The organism is Kordiimonas aestuarii, from assembly GCF_025574465.1.
In the GTDB taxonomy this organism is placed as follows: Bacteria; Pseudomonadota; Alphaproteobacteria; order Sphingomonadales; family Kordiimonadaceae; genus Kordiimonas; species Kordiimonas aestuarii.
Genome location: NZ_JAOBPP010000013.1, coordinates 55,253 through 73,545, shown reverse-complemented (window position 1 = coordinate 73,545; position 18,293 = coordinate 55,253). Strand labels below are relative to the sequence as shown.

Below are 18,293 nucleotides of genomic sequence, written 5' to 3'. Positions count from 1 at the left end.
TCAGGTTTCCTCCGGACGGAAGGTATTCCAGAGGCGTGACAAAAGGCTCTCCGGCGCTGTCACGATTTCTGCCATGCCGGTCATGCCTTCCCTGTACAGGATAAGCCCCTCACCGGCCTGCCCTTGTCCGCCCCGTAGCGCCACACGCACATATCGTTTACCCTCGACCACCACGGACGAGAGGGTCTCAACTTCTCCGGCATGTTTGCCAAAACGGCGCGAAGGATAGTCGTCAAGCGACACAAGAACCCTGTCGCCGACATGTGCCTGCCCACCGCCTGCACCGTCGAACGCCCCTGTCGCATACAGTTGCTGCTGGTCGGGCATAACGATGAAAAGTCGCTCTCCTTCAACGACAAAACGTTGATCGCTCCAGTCACCGAAGGAAAGTAGGCTGCCGCCCACGCTGGCGTGCAGCAGATTTTCGCGCTCCCAGTCACCGATCTCGGCCAACAGCAGCGTATAAGCTTCGGCAAGCTCCATGTGGGCTGCTTCAGTTTCCTGCCTGTGGGTCCACTCCAGGTCAGCAAGCTGCTTTACCAGTCGGGCCAGGGCAATTGCGTTTTCTTCACGCTGCTGCCTGTTTGCGATGATCAGGGACTTCTGGTCGAGAATCTGGGTCTCGATTGCCTGCACCGCCAGCCTGCTCCCAACACCTTTCGCCAACAAGCCGCGACGGACTTCCGCTTCCTCGGTCAGTGCCACAAGTTTTTCTTCCGCGATCACCCCTGCCTCGACCAACAGACCCTGAACCGTTTCAAGCCGCCGCTGCTCAGTCTGGAGCGCGGCACGAGCCTGTGTGTGTGGCTCCGGGTCGTGGGTGCGCTCATAACGAGCTCCCGCCTGGCGAAGGCTCTCATATCTCGCCTGAAGCGGACCGAGGTGCTGGAATAATGGTACGTCCATAGCCAGCTCATGCGGCAGGGAAGCCACCAGCCAGTCTTTGAGGTTCAGCACTTGCTGGAAATCTGCCGGGCTGGCCAGCACCGCAATCAGCGCACCTGCTGCCACCTTATCTCCCTCACCTGCCAACAGCGCCTCGATACGCCCAGCGCGGGGCGCAACGCCAAGCCCGGCATTAGGGCTGCTGCTGATCACCACGGGCAGGCTAATTTTCTCCGGCGTTTTAAGTGTCGCCGCGAAGATCAGGAATAAAAGCAACGCAGCCCCAAGGAAATAACCGCCGATGCGCTCCATCAGGGTTGGATGACCAAAAAGCATGGCTTCCCGATCGAGGATGTCATATTTGCCGTCGCTCAAATGTTCCCCACCCCAGCTCACTCGTCCGGCTTTGCCTCTTCTTCGGAAGCGACATATTCCTCGACGCTAACCTGACCCTCCCGAGCTGCTTTTTTCTCTCGTATTTTACCAAGATATTCTAATGCAACTTGAGGAATATTGCCGGAGCCCAAGGGCCGCATTTTTGAAACAAACATATCAGCCACTAACGTGGCGTCTCTGCCGCGAAGGCCGTGCACGACGGCGCTAGCATTGCCCTCATTCGGATTTGTGTCGTTGACAACACCTTGAAACAGATCGGCAATATAATAGTCCTTCACGCTGGCCTTGATCTGTGAAGCGCCCTGCACCCGTGTAGCGAAGGCCGGATCTGCATAGGCTGCAATATGAGACTTGAGAGCTTCCACGCTTGGAAAAAGCGCCGCATTCTCTTCGTAAAGCGTCGAGACCTCAAGCACTTCGTCGCGCATTCGGGCCCCTCGGTTCGAATTAATGAAATCAATCGCGTTCTCCTTGAGCTGTTCCCACACTTTGTCGGCGGTATAGGCCTCGGGCCTGATGTTCGCGCAGCCCACATAGCCGTGGAACAGGCCATAGATTACGAGTGGGTCATCCCAGTTTTCCAGGATGATGTGATGATGAATATCGTTCAGGGAAAGCTTCACTCCGGCCACTTTGAGGAGCTTCCTGTCCAGAAGCCCGCGTTTGCCGTACAGCAGCGAGCGTAACTCCTGCTCTGGATAACGCTTTGCCAGCTCCGAAATGAGCGTGACATTATAGAGATTCAACCAGTAGGCCAATTGCTGGTTCTTGGTCCATTCCGCCATCGGCACCGCGTCTGGCATTGCGGCTAGCTCGGCGCGGATACGCAGCACGGCTTCAAGATTCTTACCCTCGAAAGCAGGGAAATAAAGCCGGTTGCCCTCAAAACGAGTGCTCGCGGTATTGCCTTTGATAATGCGGCGACCGACACCGGGCTCCGGCGGCGCGGCATAACTGCGGTCGGACCGCCCGGCCTCAAACACCGTCGCCTTCAGCACATACGACCAGTCGTCGTATGAGATACTAATGGACTCGGATTCAGCATATTTGCTGGGTTCGAAGAGTTGCTCAGATGCAAAGGCAGGCGTAGCTGCGACACAAGTCATCCATACAAAAATACTTCTTACTACCGAGATCACCGTCCAACTCCTAAAAAAACAAAGATGTGCAGGGCGCGGAATCCCGCCCTGCAACATGATTACGGATAAACGTGATCCGGCGCCATTTCGTCATGAATTGGCGGAGTAACCCCACCACCCTTCAGGGTCTTCATTTCTTCCACCGTCAGTTCACGCGCCATGCGGCGGGTTGCGATACGGTTTTGCTGTTTTTTGTCCATTTTGTTTCTCCCTATGAGAGTTGGTTAAGTATCTTACTCAGAACTAAACCTTTGCAAGCATTTTTATACTATTGGTTTATTCAGCGGCCTCCATAGTTACTCGATAGGGAGCAACGATATGGCGCGATTTGAGAGCCTCGACCCATGCTTGAAAATCTTGGTTCTGCTTGAGGCTCGGGAAAGACGGTACGCCCGCCATGCCGTACTGTGCGGAGCCCTCGCCGCCGATAAGAAATGCGCAGAAAGTCTCAAGCATGCGGCTTTCAGGGCAGTTGTCCTCTATGGGCAGGAAGTTGCCCATCGGGTTCACCTCTAAGAAAATATACTCCCTGTCCGGGGTGACGATGAAATCGAAGCAGCCAAAGACGATGCCCAACTTCTCCATAAGAAGAATGCAGCCGTCCCGCACGACAGCTGGCAACTCATAAAGCGTGAAACCGAGCGCCTCGTTCGCTTCCCCTCGCCAGTCGATCTTGCCGACAGTAGAATTCTGACTATTGATTTTGATACTAACATCATGGCGACCAAACATAGTGACCCGCAATTCATAGGCTTTGGGCACATAGGGCTGATATATGCCAGGTGCATGGCGCAGCGCATAATCATCATCCAGGTCATCGTCAGACAGTAGTGTTGTATAAACCGCGGCTATGCCTCCGTCCGACAACCTCCAGTTAGCTGGTGCAAAGGTCTTAAAAATAAGCCCTCCGCTTTCATGCCTTCGCGCAAAGGCACGGATTGCTTCAGGGTCATGCGAAGCCAGGGTTTCCGGAATATTGAGACCACACCCCACTGCCAGTTTTAGTTGTAATAATTTGTCACTTGAGATATCATAGGAGCGTAGTGGGTTCACCCAGCGCGCATAGGGGGCAAGGCAATTCCTCAGGCCGGCAAGAAAATACCCAAACTCCTGTTCAGCCACCGGCACATCGGCGGGATGCATATGTGAAGGCATAACAGGCCTTGACGGGCGCCTGTGCCATACGACATCAAAATTTTCCATACTTCCTGTAGTGATATCAGGACTTTGGCAGGAGATCACTGGCGCAATATCATTACCCAGATAAACTGAACCCGTTTGCTTTTGCGGAATATCGTCCGTGCACCAGAAACTGACATCATGCCCCGCCAGCCTAAGCACATAAGCCACAGCAGACGCATGCATATCCCCGGCTTGCGCGGTGAACAGAAGTTGCATATCTCTCCCCCAGAGATCGAATCACTTAATCTGAGGTTGCATAAATATAAACTTAATGTCTACAAAATTATACTTTGACTATCGATAAAGGCGAGCCACTTTCTCGGCTCAAACGAAGGTACGAGGATATTCCTATGCAGCGATGCAGCAGTATCGTCGGACATTTTCGCGGCGCCTATCTAACCTTTTGCAAAGCTGCAGAGCTTATCTGGACCATGTATATGGACGACTACAAAAACTGGAAATTGAAGGGATAGTGGAAGTATTTAAGACAGCGGCCAGTGAAGCATATGAGGGCAGCTTCGCATATCGTTTTATGGAGCAGCTCAGAAACCATGCCCAGCATCACTCTGCCCCACTGCATGGAGCCTGGTTTCATTCTCGAAGAATTGAAGTTGATGGCGAATTAACTTCCCAAAGACGTTTTTCAACTAGTGGGCGGATAATTATCACTGAAATCAAAAAAAACGATCGACTGAAGAAAGTTTTATCGGAATTAAACTCAGAGCAAGATGAGCTGGATGTTGGAGCGCTTACACGTGAATATATTGAGCTGCTAGGGCGCGTTCAAAAAACACTGAGAGATGGACTTAATGAGCATAGAGAAGTGTGGGTGCGCCATATTGAAGGTGCTGTTGAACGCTATGCTGCACAGAATGATGGCGACGTCCTTAATCTCTCTGTCGCCGAGTTTTCTGCTGATGGTGACAAGCTAGAAACCCATACACACATAACGGCGGAATTGATCGATTATATCCGTGAGCTGGAGGTAAAGAACGGCAGTTTGACAAATCTTCGTCACCGCTTTGTGTCTAACGAGCTGAACTCACCCCAGTAAGCAGGGCAGGCAACGGATTCAGATGCATAACCAATATCTGTATAAGACTTCTTCTGGCGGGAGCGCCTATATCGCGGGGGGTGACTGAAAGTCACCTATCGGCCAGAGCGCGACTATTCCTTTATTGGATATCCGCACTTCACCAATATCTGCTTTTCGCCACAAACGGACAGGCAGATGCATAGACAAAAGCCGCAAATGTCGCCGTGCGCTTGAAGCGTTCCAGGATCGAATAGGCTGAAGTCAAAAGCCGAACACCATTTCGGTGTCCGGCTTTTTCTGAGAAATTTCCAGCTTTTTCTGAGAACTCTCACTCATGTGGTGGGCCCGGAGGGACTCGAACCCCCGACCAAGCCGTTATGAGCGGCCGGCTCTAACCAACTGAGCTACAGGCCCCAACCACGGGGCCTCGTTTAGCAAATGGATCGCGGCTTGGGTAGCCCAAAAATGCGGGAAATATCTTGCGCCTCAACCTTCGCGGCGCGCGACATCCCGCATAAGCATTTCAAGGTCGACTACCCGCTCAAGCGTATCAGCACTTTGCCAACTCATTGAGGCCGCTTTTTGCGCCGCGTTGAGGGCGGCAGGCAGATCACCGCGCGCCTGATGGATTTGGCTCGCAACGGTATATCCTTCTGCTCGCAGGATTCTCAGGTCTTCAAGACGCCGGATCAAACTCATACATTCATCAAAACGCCCCAGCGCATGGAGGCATTGCATATGAGCATATTCCACCACAGGTGTGCCGGGATAGCGCGCAAGAAAACCCTCTACACGGTCGATTGCCCGATCGGCCGTCCCTGCCTTGCAGTGGCCAATCGCCATCATCTGGATGGATAGCGCGTTTTCTGGCGCGAGACCGGCGACCCGCTCAAACGCAACCGCGGCCTCACCATAGGCACCCATGCTGTCATGGCACTGTGCCAATTGGTGCCATGCTTCCAGCGATGACGGCCGCAAGGACACAGCCTCTTTCGCCAGCTCCAGAGCCCGGTCTAATGCCCCGTTATGGAAAGCCAGCACACTTGCGATCAGTTTTTGCTGTGGCTCGGGCACATTGGTAAAATATGTCTCGATTACCTTGGCAATAATGCGCGCAACATCCTTGCGCGCAACGTGACGACGATCGAGAGCATAGACACTCCAGTCCCGCGTCAGCACAACGCTTTCATAGGAAGGGAAATATGCCACGTTGGGCAGACGGGCCACCAGGTCGCCGCACACGGCCCGGAGCACGCTTTTGCCATGAGAATTCGCAACGATAATATCATCGTCCGTAAAGGTCCGTGCAATCGGCACCGGCGAGGTAGTGATGAGAATTTTCTTGGGTTTGCCAATAGAATCGATCAAGCGGAAAATATCCAGCAGATAGGCCCGGCACCGATCATAATCCAGTTTGCAGAAATGGAACTGATCGCCATAGAGCTGCAGGAGCCTGTTATCGCGCGGAGCTTCCTCAAGGAAACGGCGGCGCTTGCTATCCCACCAGCTCTCTATGAGGCCCAGGGTGATCACCACCGTCTCAACCTCAAATACTTTCGAGAAATACTCGAAAAGCGCTTTCCGCCGCTCGATTGCCCGATCACGACGGATTGGCCGGAAGCCCATCAGCCCGCCGTCAATGACATAGCCGTTACCAATGTCATAAAGCAGGTCGTCCGTATCTGCTTCGCGGAAACCGTTCCCGCGCGTGAGGATGCCGTGGCACCAACTCACTTCATTATGGATGCCCGCCGGGGTGAACTTATTGACGATGACCTGAGGAATGGAATGCCATTCATCTGCAGTCATTAGAAAGTTGAAGTCAGCGACTTCGCTACCCATGTCACGCAGGCGGGAAGCAACCTCAAGCGCAAAACAGCTGCCAAAGACAAAGATCGGCTTACGACCATCAATCTGGAACTTAGGCCGCGTCTCCGGGCTGCATAGGGGTGCAAGGCGATCAAAACTGCTGTGATGAAAGGCTAGCGATATGTCTCTGTCCGGCGCAAGCATTGTTGCTGCGGGCGTCAGCATTCCGGGGTCTGGTTCAAAACTCATAAGCACCTGTGCTGTCTAGTTGCCCGCAACCGGATATGTGCCCTGCATGCATATACTGACCATATTGGGGTGTAAAGCCAAACGCCTTCACACCACCGTCACATGGATTTGCAGCAAGCCTCTAAAGCGCGTCGATCTCTTCCTTCAGGCGGGAGCGTTTGTCTGTCGCGATGCGTTCCAGCACCCGCACCCGTTCCTCAAGCGCCCGCACGTCGCGGCGGAGTTCACTGTCACCCTCACGGGTCGCTTTTTTCATCGCGTCAGTCTTCGCTTTCATCCATTGGCTGAAACCTGCGAATATAAATGATCCGAAAATGATCATCAGCACAAAAATCTTGCCGTCTTCCATCTGTCTGTCCTCGCGTTGTCGTCTCTGTATATTTTTTTGGCCTAGAGCGCGTCGATCTCTTCCTTGAGCCGCGCACTCCTGTCTGTGGCAAGCTTTTCAAGCACACGTACCCGCTCCTCAAGGGCTGCGATACGTTTGTCTCTGGCCTTGTCCTGCTCTCGCGTGCGGCCGGTTTTCGACTTCGCAGAAATGCTGACCATTGTCACGACCGCGATCATGACAATCAAAACTACGGATGTAATCATCCCGAATACGCCCATGGCGTCACCCTCCACTGTCTTTTGTTATACCCCTTGTATCAATCCGATATAGGGTCAGCCCAACGTGATTGCAATGGCTGAATTCTCATTCTAAGACAGGCAAAGAAGAGCAAATCGACAGGAGGAACCCATGACCGGCAAAACCACCTTTATCACCGCCCTGATACTAGGCGCGAGCCTGTGCACGCAGCCAGCAATCGCCGCGCCGTGTGCCCAGGGCACCTGCGAGAGTGTATGGAAAGAGGCCGACACGGTCAAAAGCGACAGCGCAATGGATTTCGCGAAAGACTATGCCCGTTTCCTTGACGGCGCCCGCACCGAGTTGATGACCGTGGCGTCAGCGATCCGCATGGCGAAGGACATGGGCTTCGAAGAATGGACGGAAGGCACCCGCGTCGCCCCCGGCAGCCGCTATTATATCCATAACCGCGACCGGGCGCTGACACTGATCATCGGTGGGCGTGAGGATATCGCCAAGGGTGTGCGGCTGGTTGCCAGCCATATCGACAGCCCACGGCTTGAACTGAAGGGACGCCCCGTCGATAATGCGCAGGGCTTTGCCCTCTTTCAGACCAATTATCACGGCGGCATCAAAACCTATCAGTGGACAAATATCCCGCTTGCGCTCGTGGGCCGTATCGACCGCAAGGACGGAAAGGTGATCAATGTGGCTGTCGGGCTTGATGCCGACGACCCCATTTTCATCATCCCGGACCTGTCGCCGCACACTGCGCGCGACCAGATGAAGAAAAACGCCCGCGAGGTTGTTGAGCATGAAGACCTTGACCCTATCGCGGCCACCGGCCCGCACGGCGAAACCGCTGTCGCTGACTGGGTGTTTGAGCACCTGAAGCAAACCTACGATGTTGACGCAGCCGACCTTGTCTCGGCCGAACTCTCGCTTGTGCCCGCCACCCGCCCGCGCGATGTGGGTTTTGACCGCAGGTTGACCGCCGCTTATGGGCAAGATGACCGCCTGGCCGCATTCGCAAGCCTGAAGGCTGCGGCAGACATCAAAACACCGCCACAGACGACACTCATCCACCTGGCCGACAATGAGGAAAGCGGCAACGTGAATGTGACAGGCGCGTCCTCGACCTTCCTGACCGACCTTGTGGGTGAACTTTTGTATGCTGAGGTCGGCGACAGCTACCGCCAGCCCCTGCTTGCGCGCACCCTTCGTGCATCCAAGGCACTGTCGATTGATGTAAACCCGGGTGTAAACCCCATGAGCCCCGGCGTGTGGGAGCTGACAAACGCACCGCGCCTCGGTTTCGGGGTGAACATCAAGCTGTATGGCCGCGGCTTCAATGCCAATAGCGAGTTCACCGCCTGGACGCGCGCTGCACTTGATGAGCGCAAGGTGCCGTGGCAAACCACCACCTATAAAGTCGGCCGCGCGGGCGGCGGTACCCTTGGTTCGGAACTGGCACACTATAATATCGACACCATCGACTTTGGTGTGCCAGTGCTGTCGATCCATACACCCTACGCAGTCAGCGACAAAATGGACGTGCTCGCGCTCAAGGAAGGGATCACGGCTTTCATAAGCTACGACAAATAGGGCACAATTTTACGTACCGCTTCAAAAACCCAGCCATTTCTGTCATACTGGCGGTTGGGTAACTTACAGCCCTTTGGTGGGGACCAAGGGGCGCATGAGGTGGTGCTGAAATGGTTGAATCAATCAATACAAACGCCGGCGGTTTGCAGGGCGTTCGCTCGTTGAACAAAACAAACTCGCTTTTGCGCACTGACCAGAAGGAGCTGGCCACAGGCAAAAAGGTGAACGACGTCAAGGACAACGCGGCGATCCTCGCGGTCTCTCAACTGCTGGAAAGTGACCTCGCGGGCCTTGGCAGCGTGAAAAACTCGCTCGACCGCGCGGTCTCAACATCCGACGTGGCGCTTGCTGCCGGGCAAGGCGTGTCTGAACTGTTGCTGGAGCTGAAGGAAAAAGCGGTCAAGGCCGCCGATCCCGGGCTGGACGACGCCAGCCGCCAGTCGCTCAACGACGAGTTCACCGCGCTGCGCGACCAGATCAGCGGTATCGTCGACGGCGCTGAATTCAACGGCACCAATGCGGTCAAGGCCGGTGGTGACGATATTGTCGCCCTCAGTGGCGCGGAAGGGGACGGTAGCCTGACCGTGGCGGCGCAAGACCTGTCGCTGGGCGGCGGGAACGTGTCGCTATCCGCCGCACAGGGCATTGCTACGCTGACGGACGCACAAGCCGCCGTAACAGCGATCGAAGATTCGCTTGCGAATGTTTCAGATGCGCTGGCTGAGATCGGCTCAGGGTCCAGCCGGTTGCAGGAAACCAAGGATTTCACCGAAGCGCTTTCAAACACCACCGAAAAAGGCATCGGTAACCTTGTGGACGCCAACCTTGCATCCACAAACGCCAGCTTCGAGGCCAATCAGGTCCGTCAGGCGCTGGGTATCCAAAGTCTGTCGATCGCGAACAAACAGCCTGCCTCTATCCTTGGCCTGTTTGAAAGCTGATAGTGGTCACCCTCTGCGTACTCCAAGCCCGGCGAGCGTGCCGGGCTTTTTTATGTCCGGATTTATTCCAGTTTAATATTCAGATTCATTCTTGCGCGGTCTCAGCTGCGCTCGCTCTGGGTTTACCGATATAAAGAGCGTGATTGCCGAAATCGATGGCAATCGGGCGACTGAACAGGATATCAGCGCCCAGGATCATCGCGGGCACCCGCGATGCACCATAGGTGGTGAAGACAGGCAGGTTGGACGACAGGATATCCCGGTCCCGCAATATGAGTTCGCCCATTTGCAGCCGTTCGACCCGCAGGCTTTCCGCCCGCATCCGGCCACCGGCTGCTGACAAGGTCGTACGGCGGAATTCTACCCCGCTTGTCCCTTGCTGCCGGAGCTTGTCCGCCGCCTTGCGGTTCACGACGGTAACCGCCGCGCCGGTGTCAATGATTGCGGGCACCACCAGCCCGGCCACACCGACATCCACAGCGACGGAGCCATTACCCACGGTCCGGCCGCCAATACGCTGCCAGTCATAGCCTTCGTCTTCATCAGGTTTGAACGCGGCGCCGTCGACATAAAAGCGAACACTGTCGCCAATCACGACAAGTACGCTGCCTCGCAGGAAATCCATGCCCAGGATGCCGTATGGTGTATCAGCGCCGCCGCCCGGGTCCGGCATCGCGATGGTACGGTCAACGCGCATAATTTCGCCAAAGGCGGCAAAGGTGTGCAGGCGGTAGTAATCCATCCGGCGTTCCCCTGTCGCGGTAATAACCGCCGCGGCCCGGCTGGGGATGGGGGTCAGCCCCTGCTCCTTCACGAGCCGCTCATAGAACACGGTATGGCTTGCGGCACTGTCGACAAGGAACGGGAAGCTGCCATAGCTGTCCACCTGCACATCCACAAGGCGACGGCCATGATTGTCGCCCACCGACACATACTCGTTGGCTTGCAGGCTGTGTGTGAAGGCAAACAGGCCTAAAACAAAAAGGGGCAGCCAACGAAGGCTACCCCCATTTGATGTTTCTTGTCTGTCCATGCCCTTAGGTATCGAGGAAGCTTCTGAGCTGCCGCGACCGGCTTGGGTGCTTGAGCTTCCTCAGCGCCTTGGCCTCGATCTGGCGGATACGTTCGCGGGTTACCGAGAATTGCTGGCCCACTTCCTCAAGCGTATGGTCGGTGTTCATGCCGATACCAAACCGCATCCTGAGCACACGTTCCTCACGCGGGGTGAGGGATGCCAGCACGCGCGTGGTGGTCTCACGCAGGTTCGACTGGATCGCCGCATCAACCGGCAGGATAGCGTTCTTGTCTTCGATGAAGTCACCAAGGTGGCTGTCTTCCTCGTCACCGATGGGTGTTTCAAGGGAGATTGGCTCCTTGGCGATCTTCATCACCTTGCGCACTTTTTCAAGCGGCATCGAAAGACGTTCCGCCAGTTCTTCCGGCGTCGCTTCACGGCCAATCTCGTGCAGCATCTGGCGTCCAGTACGCACCAGCTTGTTGATCGTCTCGATCATATGCACCGGGATACGGATGGTGCGCGCCTGATCGGCGATCGAGCGGGTTATTGCCTGCCTGATCCACCATGTGGCGTAGGTCGAGAACTTGTAACCCCGGCGATATTCGAACTTATCCACCGCCTTCATCAGGCCGATGTTACCTTCCTGAATAAGGTCGAGGAACTGCAAGCCACGGTTAGTATATTTTTTCGCGATCGAAATCACGAGGCGGAGGTTGGCCTCCACCATTTCTTTCTTGGCGATACGGGCTTCTTTTTCACCCTTTTGTACCGTGCGCACGATCCGGCGGAATTCAGCCACATGCAGGCCGGTACGGCCAACAACTTCGCTCACCTGATCGCGGATATTGTTGATGGCAACCGCTTCGCCAGCCACAAACGATGCCCAGCCTTTGCCCTTGAGCTTGCCGACACGCTCGGCCCAGTCTTCCTCAAGTTCGTTACCCTGATATTCCTCAAGGAACGCAATACGGCTTACCTTGTGGCTTTCTGCAAGGCGCAACAGGCGGCCCGACAAGCTCATCAGGCGTTTATTCAGGCCATAAAGCTCATCCACCAGTTCTTCAATACGCATATTGTTGAACTTGACCGAGCTTACGAGCGCAATCAGATCCTCGCGCAGGTTCTTGAAGCGGCGCTCCTGCGGGGTGGACAGCGTATCGTTGGATACAGCCGCCGCCAGACGCGCGTCCTGCAGCTTGGCATATTTTTTATAAGTCGCGGTGATGAGCTGGAATTTCTCGATAGTTTCCGGCTTGAGGTGCGCTTCCATGGCGGAAAGCGACATCGCCGCTTCCTCGTCATCGTCATCCTCATCGTCATCGCTGCTTTTGGCTTCACCGTCGCTGTCACCGTCTTCCTCGTCGTCTTCGTCAGACTTCGAGCGCACAGCGGGCGTCTCTTGCGGCTTGCTGTCTTCGGCCTTGGCAGGCTCCTTGCCGTCCGCGCCTTTAGCGGCCTCGCCTTCAGCGCCTTCCTTCAGCACGTCGCCGCCGTCTTCGTCCTCAAGATCGGCACTATTGGGCTCTTTGCCCAAGGTGGCTTCAAGGTCGATGATATCGCGCAGCAGCATCTCTTCATTTTCGAGACGCTCGGCCCACTCGATGATGGCGCGGAAGGTGAGCGGGCTCATGCACAGCCCCTCGATCATCGTCGCACGGCCAGCTTCGATCCGCTTCGCGATAGCGATTTCGCCCTCACGGGACAAAAGTTCTACCGAGCCCATCTCGCGCAGATACATGCGCACAGGGTCGTCGGTGCGGTCACCCGCTTCCTTTTTGTCGGTGGGCTTGAACTCTTCCTGTTCGTCCTCGTCCTCATCTTTTTTCGATTCGGCTTCCCCGTCCTGTTCGTCAGGGTCGTCGCCGTCGATGACGTTGATGCCCATTTCGGACAGCATCGTCATGATGTCTTCGATTTTCTCGGATGACATTTCCTCGGTCGGAAGGGCGTTATTGAGCTCATCATAGGAGATGTAGCCCCGCTCCTTCGCCTTGGCGATCATCTTTTTGACAGCAGCTTCCGCAGAATCGACGATCGGGCCAGAGGCGTTTTCTTCTCCGCCGGTGTCCTTGTCGTCGTCCTGATTCGCATCTTTTGCCATGTATTTTCTCTCCAGATCTGCGCGAATCGCAGTCTATACCATATTAATTGAAAGAAAACCGTCCTGATTCGAGACGGTAGCCATCTTTATCGGCTTCTTTTTCCTCCAGTGCACGGTAGGCCTCTTGTGCTGCCACAAACCGTGCGTGATTTTCGTCCGTCATTTCAGCCGCATAGTCGGCTTCCGCCTGCACATATTCTGCATGCGCTGCTGTAATATGCTGGAATCGCGAGACAATATGCTCAAACCCTGTCAACGCGTCAGAGAGCGCAGCATCGTCCCAGGCGAACCAATCATCGCGTAATCCGCGTTCATTCATGAGCTTTTGTAAAGTCACCATTTCGGGCCTGTCTTCCAAATGGGTAATGACCGCCTCATGGTCAAGTCTTTCCGCGAGCGCGGCCTTCTCTAATAGCGCATTGCGTATGGCGTCAAGCCCCGGATAGGTAAACTCAAGCCGGGCCACATCCTCTTCATGTTTGATCATGATCTCGGGATGGTACACCAGCGTGAGGATAATCACCTTTTCAATGCGGTCGGTGACCGGGCTTATGCCACGCCCGCGCCCGATGGATGTCTGGCCCAGAAGACCGGTCGCCAGCGGTTCCCGCGGGCGATACCCGCCCTTGCCACGCCCGCCCTGAAAACCGCTGCCCTGAAAGCCGCTGCGCTGAAATCCTCCACTCTGAAAACCGCCTTGGCCTCGTTGCCCCCCGCCCGACTTGCGCACCGGCCTGAACAGGTCCCAGATGCGGTTGCGAAACTCGCTCTGGTACAGTTTCTTGACGTTTTCGTCCTCAATCTCCGAAAGCGCGCCAAAAATCTTTTTCTCAAGCCCCGCGCGCCGTTCCGGCGTATCAGCGGCCACACCCCCCGTCAGGTTGTTCCACAGCACGTTCACCAAGGGACTGGCGTTGTCGATCAACTTCTCGATCGCCTGCCTGCCCTCTTTTTGCACAAGGCTGTCCGGGTCCTCACCTTCGGGCATGATAATGAACCTGAGCGACTTGCCAGCCTTGAGCATGGGCAGGCTCCGTTCAACAGCCCTGCCCGCCGCGCGCATACCGGCGTTGTCGCCGTCAAAAGACAGGATCGGCTCATCCGCCATTTGCCACAGGTGCGATATCTGCTCTTCCGTCAGCGCGGTGCCAAGCGGCGCCACGGCATAGTCAATGCCCGCCTGCGCCAGCGCGATCACATCCATATAGCCTTCAACCACCATGACCTGCCCCGCGTCATAGGACGCCGCACGGGCATTGGCCCAGTTATATAAGGTAGCGCCCTTGTGAAAGATCGTGGTTTCAGGGCTGTTGAGATATTTTGCCTTGGCGTCTTTACTCAGCGCCCGCCCACCGAAAGCGATCACCCGTCCCTGCCGGTCGGTGATCGGGAACATCAGCCTGTCGCGGAAGCGGTCGTAGGATGCGCCGCCGCCCTCGGGTTTGATCAACATACCGGTCTCGATAAGCTGGTCCTCGCCGATGTCACGCGCGATCATCGCGTCCTTGAGCGCGGTGCGGCTCGCAGGCGCGTAGCCCAATTGGAAGCGCTTTAACGTCTCGTCCGTCAGGCCCCGCCCCTTGATGTAATCATAGGCCGCACGGCCGATCTGGCCCTTGAGCTGCGCCATATACCATTTGGCGACACTTTCCATCACTTCGGCGAGGGTAGAGCGTTTCTTGTCGCGCTCAATCTGCTCACGGCTTGGCTTGGGCACATCCATGCCCGCTTCGCCCGCCAGCATTTCCACCGCTTCGATGAACTCCAGCCCCTGGGTGTTCATGACAAAGTCAAGCACGCTGCCATGGGCGCCACAACCGAAGCAGTGGTAGAAACCCTTCTGGTCATTGACGGTGAAGGACGGCGATTTTTCATTGTGGAAGGGACACAGGCCCGAATGCTCACGCCCGCGCCGCACAAGCTTCACCTGCCGTCCGACCACGTCGGACAGGGTGAAGCGATGCTTCAACTCATCAAGAAATTGCGGGCTCAGCGCCATTCTTTACCCAACCACCGGCTCATACATGGAAGGCTCTCCTTCTAACGCATGGTACGCCGTGAGAATAGAGCCAAATCCGCCCGAGGCTACAAGGCGCGGAAAGTCTGGCCTCCGTTCGATATCATTTCCTCAAGCTCGCCTTCCATTTCCACCATCTCATCGCGAATCCAGCGTGTGAACAGTTCCACCTGTTTCGGCATCGGCCGCTCGGCTGGCACAAGGTAGAAACACTGGCCGCTCCGGAACGGCTCGCCGCGGATACATTTGAGCCGTCCGTCAAAAAGCGCGTCCGCCGCGTTCGTGAGCGGCGCAATACCAACACCACCGCCCACCATGGCTGCCTGCACCAGAAGCCCTGAATGGCTGTAGCGGCGGCTGACTTCAAATCCGCGGTCCGCCATGCCATTGAGTTCAAACCAGTGCCGCCAGTAGCTGCCATCACTATAGCCAAGAAGCGGATAATCGCCGAGGTCTGCAATCGTCAGGTCCCGCCCCGGCGCGAGTTGCGGCGCGTAGACCGGCATATAGACCTCATCGCGGATCGAGGTCACTCCGTCGGGCAGGCGGCCAATACGTCCCCCACGCACGGCGAGGTCATACCCCTCGGCCACGAGGTCGATGATGCGGTCATCCGCATTCAGGCGCACATCAATCTCGGGGTATTTGAGGCTGAACTTTGCGAGGCGTGGGATGAGCCAGAGAAGCGCGAAAGAATGATAGGCGGTCAGGCGGATCACATTCACCTCGCGCTTACGGCTGATGTCCGCGACCGACCTGTCTATATTTTCCAGCGCCTGTGATACCGCGAGCGCGAGCGTGCGCCCGGCAGTTGTCAGCTCTATCGCCCGCGGGCGGCGCGCAAAAAGCGCGACCCCCAGTTGCTCCTCAAGCGTTTTGACCTGCTGGCTCACGGCGGACTGCGTGCGCCCAAGCTCTTTTGCGGCAAGTGTCAGGCTGCCAAGTCGCGCGGCCGCATCAAAGGCCATTAACCCTGAGAGCGACTGTAGCTTGTACCTCATTTATATAGCCTTAAAAAATCTAAGCCTCAGACTTAAAACAACGAATTTGTAATTAACCTGTATACGCACAAAATCAACGATAACAGCGATCGAGGAGACAAACAATGACTAAGAAATACGACAGCAAAACTGAGCAAAAAGGCTTTTGGAGCAAACTGGCCACCCTGCTGGCCCCGCAGGACGAGACCGTGCTTTACACCACCCGCATCATCAACAAGGCGGACAAGGTTGAGGAATGTTCGCGCGCTATTCAGGCGCGCCACAAGCGTGCAGCGCCGTCCTTCGACACACCGCTTTCGCTCATCCAGAACTACGACTAACGCCCGTTCACGACAGTCCACAGCATACGACAGCCCGGCTCACCCCCGGAACGACTGATGCCGGAGACAGGACAACCCTGCTCCGGCATCATTTTTATCTCTGGGTAAGGCAGGACGCCTAGCTCAGCAGCTTCTTAATCATACCGCTGGCCTTGGCGAAATCCATCTGGCCTGCATAACGCTCCTTGAGCACGGCCATGCAGCGGCCGATGTCCTTTAGGCCCTCTGCGCCGATTTCCGCCACCACTTCACGGCACGCAGACGTAATCTCGGCATCCGACAATTGCTTGGGCAGGAATTCCTGAATAGTCGCGATCTCTTCGCGCTCACGTTCGGCCAGTTCGCACCGCCCACCCTCTTCATAAGCCTTGATGCTGTCGTTGCGTTGCTTGACCATCTTGGAGAGGATGTCGGTGATCATGGCATCGTCGTCGCGCTCATCCGCGTTGGCGGTCCTGAGCTCAATATCTTTTTCTTTAATCGCCGCCAGCACGAGGCGGATTGTCGACAGCTTGCGCGCTTCTTTCGCCCGCATTGCAGCTTTCATCGCCTGATTGAGTTCGTCCCGTAACATTGCCCTGTCACCTTAATTCCACGAAAAGGAAGGCGAGATCATACCTGAAGCCAGCATCTGAAGCAAACAAGAAGGGTCCTTTTAACCCATTGATTTTATTAGATATTTTTATAAAATCTTTACTTGACCAGCCAGAGGCTTACGCTTATTGTCCCGTCAATTTGGCTGCAGCCAAGCAACCGCTTAACGCGGGCAGTTTTCGCAGCTAACCCCTTGATAATCAAGGGATATGTGTGACCCGAGAGGCAGGAGGAAAACGCCCCCATGACCGAATCCACACTACCCACTAAACCACCGGCAGACGATATCACTGCTGTTCTTGTGCTCGGTGACGGCACTGTTTTCTGGGGATATGGTTTTGGTAGAGAGGGCGACGCCGTGGGTGAAGTCTGTTTCAATACCTCCATGACCGGCTATCAGGAAATTCTGACCGACCCGTCCTACGCGGGCCAGATCATCACCTTCACCTTCCCGCATATAGGTAATGTCGGCACCAACCATGAGGACATGGAACGCGATGTCGCGGCCTCACGCGGGCTTGTGGTGCGCGAAAATGTAACCGACCCGGCCAACTTCCGCTCGGAAGGGCATTTACACGACTGGGCAGAAAGCGTTGGCCTCGTTGGCATTTCGGGCATCGACACGCGCAAGCTGACACGCCTTATCCGTGCCAAGGGCGCACCCTCAGGTGTGGTTGCCTATAATAAAGCCGGTGCATTTGACCTGCCCGCGCTCATGAAAAAAGCGCAAGACTGGCCGGGACTGAAAGGCATGGACCTCGCCAAAGACGTTAGCTGCACCAAAGAACGCAGTTGGGACAGCACCCGGTGGACAGTGGCAAATGGATACGGCACCCTCAAGGACCCCAAGGCCCATGTGGTGGCGGTTGATTATGGCGCGAAAGACAACATCCTGCGCTGCCTCGCCGAGACCGGCGCGCGGGTGACCGTTGTGCCCGCCACCGCCAGCTTTGACGACATCATGGCACATAAGCCGGACGGCATCTTCCTTGCCAACGGCCCGGGGGACCCGGCAGCTACCGGTGACTATGCCTTGCCGGTCATCAAAAAGCTGATCGATACCGGCCTGCCAATCTTCGGCATCTGCCTTGGTCACCAGCTTCTGGCGCTTGCCTTTGGCGGCAAGACCTACAAGATGCACCTGGGCCACCGCGGCGCCAACCATCCAGTGCAGGACCTGCGCACCGGCAAGGTGGAAATCACCAGCATGAACCACGGCTTCAGTGTGGACGGCGACAGCCTGCCGGATAACGTGAAAATCAGCCATATCTCGCTGTTCGACAAAACCGTGTGCGGCATTGAATGCACCGACAAGCCGATCTTCTCGGTGCAGCAGCACCCCGAAGCCAGCCCCGGACCGCAGGACAGCTTCTATCTGTTCCAAGAGTTCATGGACATGATCCAAAAACATAAAACCGCAGCCTAAGACATA

The 18,293-nt window shown here is 56.0% G+C and carries 17 protein-coding genes and 1 tRNA gene; 5 read left to right on the top strand and 13 right to left on the bottom strand.

The annotated features are described in order from the left end of the window. The 4 genes from OEU85_RS03180 to OEU85_RS03165 form a co-directional block, all read right to left on the bottom strand. On the bottom strand, nt 1-1,260 hold the full coding sequence (locus tag OEU85_RS03180) for an HlyD family secretion protein (protein ID WP_262689991.1): 1,260 nt from the start codon (nt 1,258-1,260) through the stop codon (nt 1-3). A 17-nt stretch (nt 1,261-1,277) separates the two neighbouring features. Further along, complete coding sequence (locus OEU85_RS03175; RefSeq protein WP_262689990.1) at nt 1,278-2,420, bottom strand: DUF547 domain-containing protein; 1,143 nt, start codon at nt 2,418-2,420, stop codon at nt 1,278-1,280. Between the two features lie 59 nt (nt 2,421-2,479). Then, nucleotides 2,480-2,620 carry a hypothetical protein gene (locus tag OEU85_RS03170; RefSeq protein WP_262689989.1) on the bottom strand — a complete coding sequence of 47 codons (141 nt, stop codon included), beginning with the start codon at nt 2,618-2,620 and terminating at the stop codon, nt 2,480-2,482. 76 nt (nt 2,621-2,696) lie between these two features. Then, complete coding sequence (locus tag OEU85_RS03165) at nt 2,697-3,818, bottom strand: hypothetical protein (protein ID WP_262689988.1); 1,122 nt, start codon at nt 3,816-3,818, stop codon at nt 2,697-2,699. A 142-nt stretch (nt 3,819-3,960) separates the two neighbouring features. On the opposite strand from OEU85_RS03165, the gene OEU85_RS03160 reads away from it, so the two are divergent. Beyond that, nucleotides 3,961-4,656, top strand: coding sequence for a hypothetical protein (locus OEU85_RS03160; protein ID WP_262689987.1), 696 nt, complete (start codon nt 3,961-3,963; stop codon nt 4,654-4,656). Between the two features lie 319 nt (nt 4,657-4,975). Here OEU85_RS03160 and OEU85_RS03155 read toward each other — a convergent pair. The 4 genes from OEU85_RS03155 to OEU85_RS03140 all read right to left on the bottom strand — a co-directional run bounded on the left by OEU85_RS03155 (nt 4,976) and on the right by OEU85_RS03140 (nt 7,305). Next, nucleotides 4,976-5,052, bottom strand: a tRNA-Ile gene (locus OEU85_RS03155). A gap of 72 nt (nt 5,053-5,124) precedes the next feature. Then, nucleotides 5,125-6,696: a GSCFA domain-containing protein gene (locus OEU85_RS03150; protein ID WP_262689986.1), complete on the bottom strand. Its 1,572-nt coding sequence runs from the start codon at nt 6,694-6,696 to the stop codon at nt 5,125-5,127. Nucleotides 6,697-6,817: 121 nt separating this feature from the next. Further along, complete coding sequence (locus OEU85_RS03145) at nt 6,818-7,045, bottom strand: hypothetical protein (RefSeq protein WP_262689985.1); 228 nt, start codon at nt 7,043-7,045, stop codon at nt 6,818-6,820. Nucleotides 7,046-7,086: 41 nt separating this feature from the next. Then, the gene (locus tag OEU85_RS03140; RefSeq protein ID WP_262689983.1) at nt 7,087-7,305 is read right to left on the bottom strand and encodes a hypothetical protein; all 219 of its coding nucleotides are present in this window, start codon (nt 7,303-7,305) and stop codon (nt 7,087-7,089) included. Between the two features lie 130 nt (nt 7,306-7,435). On the opposite strand from OEU85_RS03140, the gene OEU85_RS03135 reads away from it, so the two are divergent. Continuing rightward, entirely contained in the window at nt 7,436-8,869 is a 1,434-nt protein-coding gene (locus OEU85_RS03135; RefSeq protein ID WP_262689982.1) for a zinc-binding metallopeptidase family protein, read from the top strand. 110 nt (nt 8,870-8,979) lie between these two features. Beyond that, nucleotides 8,980-9,810 carry a flagellin gene (locus OEU85_RS03130; protein ID WP_262689981.1) on the top strand — a complete coding sequence of 277 codons (831 nt, stop codon included), beginning with the start codon at nt 8,980-8,982 and terminating at the stop codon, nt 9,808-9,810. An 85-nt stretch (nt 9,811-9,895) separates the two neighbouring features. Here the strand turns inward: OEU85_RS03130 and OEU85_RS03125 are convergent, their stop codons facing one another. The 4 genes from OEU85_RS03125 to OEU85_RS03110 all read right to left on the bottom strand — a co-directional run bounded on the left by OEU85_RS03125 (nt 9,896) and on the right by OEU85_RS03110 (nt 15,947). Then, nucleotides 9,896-10,843 carry an aspartyl protease family protein gene (locus tag OEU85_RS03125; protein WP_262689980.1) on the bottom strand — a complete coding sequence of 316 codons (948 nt, stop codon included), beginning with the start codon at nt 10,841-10,843 and terminating at the stop codon, nt 9,896-9,898. 4 nt (nt 10,844-10,847) lie between these two features. Further along, nucleotides 10,848-12,929: an RNA polymerase sigma factor RpoD gene (gene rpoD, locus OEU85_RS03120; protein WP_262689979.1), complete on the bottom strand. Its 2,082-nt coding sequence runs from the start codon at nt 12,927-12,929 to the stop codon at nt 10,848-10,850. A 43-nt stretch (nt 12,930-12,972) separates the two neighbouring features. Beyond that, on the bottom strand, nt 12,973-14,928 hold the full coding sequence (dnaG, locus tag OEU85_RS03115; RefSeq protein WP_262689978.1) for a DNA primase: 1,956 nt from the start codon (nt 14,926-14,928) through the stop codon (nt 12,973-12,975). 86 nt (nt 14,929-15,014) lie between these two features. After that, nucleotides 15,015-15,947 (bottom strand): LysR substrate-binding domain-containing protein, encoded by a 933-nt coding sequence (locus OEU85_RS03110; protein ID WP_262689977.1) that lies wholly within the window; start codon nt 15,945-15,947, stop codon nt 15,015-15,017. 104 nt (nt 15,948-16,051) lie between these two features. Here OEU85_RS03110 and OEU85_RS03105 point away from each other — a divergent pair, with 104 nt between their 5' ends. After that, entirely contained in the window at nt 16,052-16,267 is a 216-nt protein-coding gene (locus tag OEU85_RS03105) for a hypothetical protein (RefSeq protein ID WP_262689976.1), read from the top strand. Between the two features lie 118 nt (nt 16,268-16,385). On the opposite strand, the gene OEU85_RS03100 is transcribed toward OEU85_RS03105, so the two are convergent. Further along, nucleotides 16,386-16,841 carry a GatB/YqeY domain-containing protein gene (locus OEU85_RS03100; protein WP_262689975.1) on the bottom strand — a complete coding sequence of 152 codons (456 nt, stop codon included), beginning with the start codon at nt 16,839-16,841 and terminating at the stop codon, nt 16,386-16,388. A 264-nt stretch (nt 16,842-17,105) separates the two neighbouring features. Here OEU85_RS03100 and carA point away from each other — a divergent pair, with 264 nt between their 5' ends. Continuing rightward, nucleotides 17,106-18,287, top strand: a complete 1,182-nt coding sequence (gene carA / locus OEU85_RS03095) for a glutamine-hydrolyzing carbamoyl-phosphate synthase small subunit (RefSeq protein ID WP_262689974.1) — start codon at nt 17,106-17,108, stop codon at nt 18,285-18,287. Nucleotides 18,288-18,293 lie beyond the last annotated feature (6 nt).